The 8,075-nt window shown below is 66.3% G+C and carries 7 protein-coding genes; 4 read left to right on the top strand and 3 right to left on the bottom strand.

The genetic code is table 11. The features are described from left to right. Positions 1-214: 214 nt before the first annotated feature. Positions 215-1,357 (top strand): mechanosensitive ion channel family protein, encoded by a 1,143-nt coding sequence (locus tag AC06FB_RS17725; RefSeq protein WP_053520335.1) that lies wholly within the window; start codon positions 215-217, stop codon positions 1,355-1,357. Positions 1,358-1,418: 61 nt separating this feature from the next. Here AC06FB_RS17725 and AC06FB_RS17730 read toward each other — a convergent pair whose 3' ends face one another. The 3 genes from AC06FB_RS17730 to typA are packed head-to-tail and all read right to left on the bottom strand — an operon-like array spanning position 1,419 to position 5,406. Further along, positions 1,419-3,041, bottom strand: coding sequence for an amidase (locus tag AC06FB_RS17730; RefSeq protein WP_111187030.1), 1,623 nt, complete (start codon positions 3,039-3,041; stop codon positions 1,419-1,421). Positions 3,042-3,082: 41 nt separating this feature from the next. Beyond that, positions 3,083-3,550: a DUF2127 domain-containing protein gene (locus AC06FB_RS17735; RefSeq protein WP_065176006.1), complete on the bottom strand. Its 468-nt coding sequence runs from the start codon at positions 3,548-3,550 to the stop codon at positions 3,083-3,085. 8 nt (positions 3,551-3,558) lie between these two features. Continuing rightward, entirely contained in the window at positions 3,559-5,406 is a 1,848-nt protein-coding gene (gene typA / locus AC06FB_RS17740) for a translational GTPase TypA (protein WP_053520332.1), read from the bottom strand. Positions 5,407-5,655: 249 nt separating this feature from the next. On the opposite strand from typA, the gene AC06FB_RS17745 reads away from it, so the two are divergent. From AC06FB_RS17745 to AC06FB_RS17755, 3 genes are all read left to right on the top strand, one after another. Next, positions 5,656-6,147, top strand: a complete 492-nt coding sequence (locus AC06FB_RS17745; protein WP_053520333.1) for a peptidylprolyl isomerase — start codon at positions 5,656-5,658, stop codon at positions 6,145-6,147. Positions 6,148-6,265: 118 nt separating this feature from the next. After that, positions 6,266-7,252: a malate dehydrogenase gene (locus tag AC06FB_RS17750; RefSeq protein WP_005415428.1), complete on the top strand. Its 987-nt coding sequence runs from the start codon at positions 6,266-6,268 to the stop codon at positions 7,250-7,252. Positions 7,253-7,342: 90 nt separating this feature from the next. Then, the gene (locus AC06FB_RS17755) at positions 7,343-7,957 is read left to right on the top strand and encodes an RluA family pseudouridine synthase (protein WP_053520334.1); all 615 of its coding nucleotides are present in this window, start codon (positions 7,343-7,345) and stop codon (positions 7,955-7,957) included. The last annotated feature ends 118 nt before the right edge of the window (positions 7,958-8,075 follow it).

Here is an 8,075-nt window from a genome sequence, read left to right on the forward strand (position 1 = left end):
TTTACGGCGTCCCCCGCAACCGGACCCACCCCGCCATCCCACATGAAATCCGCTTCTGCTTCGGCTGTTGCAGTTGCAGTTGCAGTTGCTCCAGCCCGCAGCAGGTGCAGGGCTGCAAGCCCTGCAGACCAACACCCTGCTTACGAACGGCTGACGTGACGCTCATGCGCCATGCGCGAGGCTGTCCGCTGCTGTTCAAGTGGAGGTGGCAACCGTGCACTGGCAAAGCGCACAGGCATATGCATGGCCGCTGGGTCTGGCGGCACTGGTAGGCGGCATCGGCGCCTGGCTGATCCTGTGGATCTATCACCGGCTGAAAGGGCGTGACCGCCGGCGCGCGCGCATCGGTCGTGTGCTCGGTCTGCCAATGGCGACCGCATGGCCCTTGCTGCTGCTGATCCCGGCGCTGCAGGCCACGCCACTGCAGGAGCCTCTGCTGGGGCATCTGCAGCACGGGCTGCACATCGCGCTGACGGCCTGTTTCATCTGGCTGCTGGTGCGCGCGGTGGCCGCCGGCGAGCGTGCGATCCTGCGCAGTCATCCCATCGACGTCTCGGACAATCTGGAAGCCCGACGCATCCAGACCCAGACGCGGGTGCTGAGCCGCGTGCTGATGGGCGGCATCATCGTGCTCGGTGCATCGCTGGTGCTGCTGACATTCCCGATGGTGCAGAAGATCGGCGCCGCCCTGCTGGCCTCGGCCGGTCTGATCGGGCTGGTCGCGGGCATCGCCGCCAAGCCGGTGTTCGGCAACCTCATCGCCGGCCTGCAGATCGCAGTGACCCAGCCGATCCGGCTGGATGATGTGGTGATCGTTGAAGGCGAGTGGGGGCGCGTGGAGGAGATCGGCAGCAGCTATGTGGTGGTACGCATCTGGGACGAGCGGCGGATGGTGGTGCCGCTGACCTGGTTCATCGAGAACCCCTTCCAGAACTGGACCCGGCGCAGCGCCGATCTGCTCGGCACGGCGTTCCTGTGGCTGGACTACCGTGCGCCGATCGCGGCGATCCGCAGTGAACTGGAGCGCATCTGCCGCGGCGAGGCGCTGTGGGATGGACGGGTCTGCGTGACCCAGGTGACCGAAACCAGCGAGCGGGCAATCCAGGTGCGCCTGCTGGTCAGTGCACGCAGCTCCGGCGATGCCTTCGATCTTCGCTGCCTGGTGCGCGAGCGCATGCTGGATTTCCTGGCGCGCGAGCATCCGCAATCACTGCCGCAGCTGCGCGCGCGGTTGCAGCGCGAGGATGAGCTGGACATGCCACGCGCACCGCGTGCACGTACGGCAGATGTGCGTTCACCCGGGGCGGAGGACGGCGAGGCCGCGATCGCGCCGGTGGAACCGGACCCCGACCGCTAGCGCCGTGACGTGCCCGGCGAGCGCAGCGGTACCCCCGGTCCGCCGGGCAACCCGGGGCCGATCAAGGCTCGCCAGTGTCGATCAGGGTGTCGGTTTCGAAATGAGGCGGGCGACGCGCACGTGTGCGTTGCTCGTAGGCATAGGCCATTTCGATCAGCTTCGGCTCGCTCCAGGCTGTGCCCATGAACAGCAGGCCGACCGGCAGGCCGTTGATCTGTCCCATCGGCACGCTCAGGCTGGGGTAACCCGCGACCGCTGCCACGCTGTAGCTCTCACCCGGGAAATCGTCGCCTTCGCGGCGGATGGGCCAGGCTGTGCCGGTGGTCGGTGCAACCAGCGCATCCAGCTGGTAGGCAGCCAGGACGGCGTCGATGCCTTCCGGCCCGGCCAGGCGCCGCGCATCGCTGCGCGCACGGATGTAGGCAGGGTCGGCCAGTCCGGCAGTGGCGTTGGCCTCCAGCAGCAGTTCCTGGCCGAACAGGCCCAGTTCCTGCGGCGCCTGGGCCTGGTTGAAGGCGATGAGTTCGCCAAGACTGCGCAGGGGCGCGCGGTAGGTCTTGAAGTAGCGCTCCAGCCCGGCCTTGAACTCATGCAGCAGCACGACCCGCTCGGCTTCGGCCCAGGCACCCGGGTCGGGCAGTTCCACCGGCACCACCACCGCGCCCGCACGGCGCAGTTCGGCGGCGGCCTGATCGATCAGCGGTGCCATGCCACGGTACGTCAGCAGAGGGGTCTGCAGCAGGCCGATGCGTTTGCCGCGCAGGCCTTCGGGGTCCAGGCGCGCGGTGTAGTCGTAGACCGCGCGGCCGGGCATGGTGGCCGTGGCGGGGTCGGCATCGTCCCGGCCCGCGATCGCCGTCAGTACGGCCGCGGCGTCGGCGACGCTGCGCGTCATCGGCCCGGCGGTGTCCTGGCTGAAGGAGATCGGGATGATGCCTTCACGGCTGACCAGGCCGACCGTCGGTTTCAGGCCGACGATGCCGTTGATCGCGGCCGGGCAGACGATGCTGCCGTCGGTCTCGGTGCCGATCGCCACACTGGCCAGATTGGCGGCCACCGCTACCGCGCTGCCGCTGCTGGAGCCACAGGGCGAATGGCTGAGACGGTACGGATTGCGGGTCTGGCCACCGCGCGCGCTCCAGCCCGACACCGAATCGTTGCCGCGGAAGTTGGCCCACTCGCTGAGATTGGTCTTGCCCAGCACGACCGCGCCGGCCTCGCGCAGGCGTCTTACCAGGTAGGCATCGGCGGGGCGGAAACCCTGCAGCGCGAGCGATCCGGCGCTGGTGGTCATGGGCGCGGCGTTGATGTTGTCCTTCAGCAGGACCGGAATGCCATGCAGCGGCCCGCGCAGATGGCCGTCCCGGCGCTCGCGATCGCGTTCACCGGCTTCTCGCAGGGCATCCGGGTTGAGTTCGATGACGGCACGCAGGCGCGGCCCGGCGCGATCCAGCGCAGCGATGCGCTGCAGGTAGGCGTGGGTCAGCGTGGTGCTGTCCAGTTCGCCGGCCACCATGCGCGCCTGCAGGTCGGCCAGGTCGGTCTCGGCGTAGGGGAAGGGCACGTTGCGGCTCGCGGGTTCGGCGGCGTGGGCGCTGGTCGTGGCCGGGCTGCAGCCAACAATGAACAACGCGGGCAGCGCGATGAGCAGGCAGGTCAGCAGAGGCGGCAAGGACGGGCGCATGGGGCGGCTTGGTCGGCTCCAATGCCCAGTGTAGCTGCTGCTCAGTGGTGGCGCTTGCGCAGGTCGCGGGCCAGGACGTAGACCACGAGCAGGTTGATCGCCAGGATCGTCCAGGAGGGCCAGCCGGGGTGGCGGACGATGGCGAAGACATCGAAGGGCAGATACAGCGCGGCGGTCAGGCAGCCCAGCCAGGAGGCCCAGGCCCTGGCCCGCCAGAGGCCCCAGGCTTCCACCAGGTGCAGCAGGCCGTAGCCGATCATCGCCGCCGCCGCCAGGTGCACGGCGTCGGGATTGATCATGTTCAGGAGGGAGGGCAGGGTGCCGTGATCCGGGTCCAGGCTGAAACGCCGGATCAGGGCATTGACCCCATCGCGGAGCGGCTGCGGACCGAGCACTTCAAGCCCGGTCGCAGCCAGCAACGCCAGCACCGCCTTGCTCGCTTCGAGCAGGGCGATGACGTGGAGGCCCGGATGCCGGTGTGGATCCGGGTTGTAGCCGCTCTGGCTCACGGTCCGGCTCAGCCGCCGCGCGAAGCCTTCTTGCGGTCGCTTTCGGTCAGGAACTTCTTGCGCAGGCGGATTTCCTTCGGAGTGATCTCGACCAGCTCGTCGTCCTCGATGAAGTCCAATGCCTGTTCCAGCGAGTACTTGATCGCCGGGGTCAGCTGGATCGCATCGTCCTTGCCCGAAGCGCGCATGTTGGTCAGCGGCTTGGTCTTGATGGCGTTGACGGTCAGGTCGTTGTCCTTGGAGTGGATGCCGACCAGCTGGCCTTCATACACATTGTCGCCTTCAGCAGCGAACAGCTTGCCGCGTTCCTGCAGCGGGCCCAGGGAGTAGGCCGGAGTCACGCCTGGGGCGTTGGCGATCATGACGCCGTTGATGCGCTTGGCGATTGCGCCCTGTTCCTTCGGACCGTAATGGTCGAACACGTGGAACAGCAGGCCCGAACCCTGGGTCAGGGTCTTGAATTCGTTCTGGAAGCCGATCAGGCCACGGGCCGGGATCGAGTATTCCAGGCGCACGCGGCCCTTGCCGTCCGGTTCCATGTTCTTCAGCTGGCCCTTGCGGGTGCCCAGCTTTTCCATCACGCCGCCCTGGTGCACTTCTTCCACGTCCACCACCAGCTGTTCGATCGGCTCCATCTGCTGGCCGTCGATTTCCTTGATGATCACTTCCGGACGCGACACGGCCAGTTCGTAGCCTTCACGACGCATGTTCTCGATCAGCACCGACAGGTGCAGTTCGCCACGGCCGGAGACCAGGAACTTGTCGGCGTCCTCCAGCTGTTCGACCTTCAGCGCCACGTTGTGGACCTTTTCACGGTCCAGGCGGTCCTTGATCTGGCGGCTGGTCAGGAACTTGCCACCGGACAGGTCCTTGTTGCCCGCGAACGGCGAGTTGTTGACCTGGAAGGTCATCGAGATGGTCGGCTCGTCCACGGTCAGCGCCGGCAGCGCTTCGGGGGTGTCCGGGTGGCAGAGGGTGTCGGAGATGGTCAGCTCCGGAATGCCCGAGATCGCCACGATGTCGCCGGCTTCAGCGGTGTCCTGCTCGATGCGCTCCAGGCCCAGGAAGCCCAGCACCTGCGCGACCTTGCCGTTGCGCTTCTTGCCTTCACGATCGATCACCGTGACCTGCATGTTCTTCTTCAGGGTGCCACGCTGGATGCGGCCGATGCCGATCACGCCCACGAAGTTGTTGTAGTCCAGCTGGCTGATGCGCATCTGGAAGGCACCTTCCGGATCCACTTCGGGCTTCGGCGCGTGCTTCATGATCGCTTCGTAGAGCGGGGTCATGTCGCCATCGCGGACGGTGTCTTCCAGGCCGGCATAGCCGTTCAGGGCCGACGCGTAGACGATCGGGAAGTCCAGCTGCTCGTTGGTCGCGCCGAGCTTGTCGAACAGATCGAACACCTGGTCGATCACCCAGTCCGGACGCGCGCCCGGACGGTCGATCTTGTTGACCACCACGATCGGCTTGAAGCCCATCGCGAAGGCCTTCTGGGTGACGAAGCGGGTCTGCGGCATCGGGCCGTCCATCGCGTCGACCAGGATCAGCACGGTGTCGACCATCGACAGCACGCGCTCGACCTCACCGCCGAAGTCGGCGTGGCCGGGGGTGTCGACGATGTTGATCCGGTTCTTGATGCCGGTCTTCTTGTCTTCCCAGGTGATGGCCGTGTTCTTGGCCAGGATGGTGATGCCGCGTTCCTTTTCCTGGTCGTTGCTGTCCATCACGCGCTCGGCGAGGACGGTACGCTCGGACAGGGTGCCGGACTGCTTCAGCAGCTGGTCGACCAGGGTGGTCTTGCCATGGTCGACGTGGGCGACGATGGCGATGTTGCGAAGATTTTCGATGGACATACGAAAGGGGGCCAGTCGGCGCCGGATTTGGAAAAAGAAGTCCAACATTATACGTCGAACTTGACGATTCGCGAAAAGCTGGATTCCGGCTCGCCCGGGAGCCCCATTCAGCTGGCCGTCGGGGCCCCGCCGGCGGCGACCCTCCAAAGCCTGAAGCGTCGCCCTGCGCCGATGGTCGAAGCCGCCGCCGCCACGTGCCGGGTGTAAACTAGGTGGCTAGACGCCTTTCCCTTTGCAACAAGGATCTTCATGTCCCTCATCGCCACTTTCGACACCACCCAGGGCCCGATCAAGGTCGAGCTGTTCGCTGACAAGGCGCCGCTGACCGTTGCCAACTTCGTGAACCTGGTCAAGCACGGCTTCTATGACGGCCTGATCTTCCACCGCGTGATCGCCGACTTCATGATCCAGGGCGGTTGCCCGCAGGGCCGTGGTACCGGTGGCCCGGGCTACAAGTTCGAAGACGAGAAGAACGGCGTGAAGCATGAGGTCGGCTCGCTGTCGATGGCCAATGCCGGCCCGAACACCAATGGCAGCCAGTTCTTCATCACCCACATCAAGACCGATTGGCTGGATGGCCGCCACACCGTGTTCGGCAAGGTTCTGGAAGGCCAGGCCATCGTCGATTCGGTCAAGCAGGGCGACGTGATCCATTCGATCACCCTGGAAGGCGACGTCGACGCCGCGCTGGCCGCACAGGCCGACCGCGTGGCCGAGTGGAACAAGATCCTCGCCGCCTGACCCCCTTCCGAGACGGCCACCCACGGGTGGCCGTTTCCCTGTTCTCCGCCGCCTGCCAGGCCCGCCGGGCCACGCCCGCGGCGTCCCATCAAACGCTTGCAAGCAAGAGGAAACCCCCATGAAAGCACCCGTTCGTGTTGCCGTGACCGGCGCCGCCGGCCAGATCGGCTATGCCCTGCTGTTCCGCATCGCCTCCGGCGAAATGCTGGGCAAGGACCAGCCGGTCATCCTGCAGCTGCTGGAGCTGCCGGTGGACAAGGCCCAGGCCGCCCTGAAGGGCGTGATGATGGAACTGGAAGACTGCGCCTTCCCGCTGCTGGCCGGCATGGTCGGCACCGACGACGCTGAAGTGGCGTTCAAGGATGCCGACATCGCCCTGCTGGTCGGCGCGCGTCCGCGCGGCCCGGGCATGGAGCGCAAGGACCTGCTGCTGGAAAACGCCAAGATCTTCACCGCGCAGGGCGCGGCGCTGAACAAGGTCGCCAGCCGTGACGTGAAGGTGCTGGTGGTCGGCAACCCGGCCAACACCAACGCCTACATCGCCATGAAGTCGGCACCGGACCTGAAGCCGGAAAACTTCACCGCCATGCTGCGCCTGGACCACAACCGTGCCCTGAGCCAGCTGTCGGCCAAGCTCGGCAAGCCGGTCGGTGGCATGGAAAAGCTGGTGGTGTGGGGCAACCACAGCCCGACCATGTACCCGGACTACCGTTTCGCCACCGCCGATGGTGCTTCGATCGCTGATGCGATCAACGACCAGGAGTGGAATGCCAACACCTTCATTCCGACCGTCGGCAAGCGCGGCGCGGCGATCATCGAAGCCCGTGGCTCGTCCTCGGCGGCTTCGGCGGCCAATGCCGCGATCGACCACGTGCGTGACTGGGTGCTGGGCAGCAACGGCAAGTGGGTCACCATGGGCGTGCCGTCCGATGGTTCCTACGGCATCCCGGAAGGCGTGATCTTCGGCTTCGCCGTGACCACCGAGAACGGCAAGTACACCCTGGTCAAGGATCTGCCGATCGACGACTTCAGCCAGAAGTACATCGACAAGACCCTGGCCGAGCTGGAAGAAGAACGCGCCGGCGTTGCCCACCTGCTGGGCTGATGCCGCGGGTGCCGGTCTGGCCGGCACGCAGCTGACAGAAACGGGGAAGCTTCGGCTTCCCCGTTTTCATATGGAGTTCTGCAGAACCGCATGATCCACCTGCATTACATCGATGACGCGCTGCTGGTGGTGGAAAAGCCCGCTGGCCTGCTGTCCGTGCCTGGCCGTAGCGCGGAGAACCAGGACTGCGTGGTGGCCCGCCTGCAGGTGCTGTACCCGGACGCGCTGACCGTGCATCGGCTGGACCAGGTCACCTCCGGTCTGCTGCTGCATGCACGGGGCAAGACGACGCAGGCCGCGTTGTCGATGCAGTTCGAGCAGCGCAGGGTGGGCAAGTGTTACGAAGCCGTCGTGCAGGGTGTGATCGAAGGTGATGCCGGTGAAGTGGATCTGCCGCTGATCGTGGACTGGCCGAACCGGCCGAAACAGAAGGTCGACCATGAACACGGCAAGCCGGCGCTGACGCGCTGGCGCGTGCTGGCCCGCGATGTTGAAGCGCAGCGCACGCGCGTGGCGCTGGAGCCGGTGACCGGGCGCAGCCATCAGTTGCGCCTGCACATGGCCAGCCTGGGTCATCCGATCGTCGGCGATGTGCTGTATGGCGCCGCACCGGCGCAGCGCGTGCATCTGCATGCGCGCAGCCTGCACTTCACCCACCCGGTGACGGGCGACGTGCTGGCGTTCGAGTCCGCCACTCCGTTCTAAGCAGGGCAAGGGGGGCGGCAGGGCTGCGCCCTGCACCTGCTACGAGCCAGGGCAACGTCAGATTCAACGTCAAAAGCGCGCTGTCCGTGGGGTGGCGGGGCGGTGTCGGAGTGCGGGG

This window comes from Stenotrophomonas sp. Steno-C15 (assembly GCF_056393265.1).

Excerpts from the sequence above, each read along its gene's own strand:
- AC06FB_RS17730 (WP_111187030.1), bottom strand. The coding sequence starts at position 3,041 with ATGCGCCCGTCCTTGCCGCCTCTGCTGACCTGCCTGCTCATCGCGCTG.
- typA (WP_053520332.1), bottom strand. The coding sequence starts at position 5,406 with ATGTCCATCGAAAATCTTCGCAACATCGCCATCGTCGCCCACGTCGAC.
- AC06FB_RS17745 (WP_053520333.1), top strand. The coding sequence starts at position 5,656 with ATGTCCCTCATCGCCACTTTCGACACCACCCAGGGCCCGATCAAGGTC.
- AC06FB_RS17750 (WP_005415428.1), top strand. The coding sequence starts at position 6,266 with ATGAAAGCACCCGTTCGTGTTGCCGTGACCGGCGCCGCCGGCCAGATC.
- AC06FB_RS17755 (WP_053520334.1), top strand. The coding sequence starts at position 7,343 with ATGATCCACCTGCATTACATCGATGACGCGCTGCTGGTGGTGGAAAAG.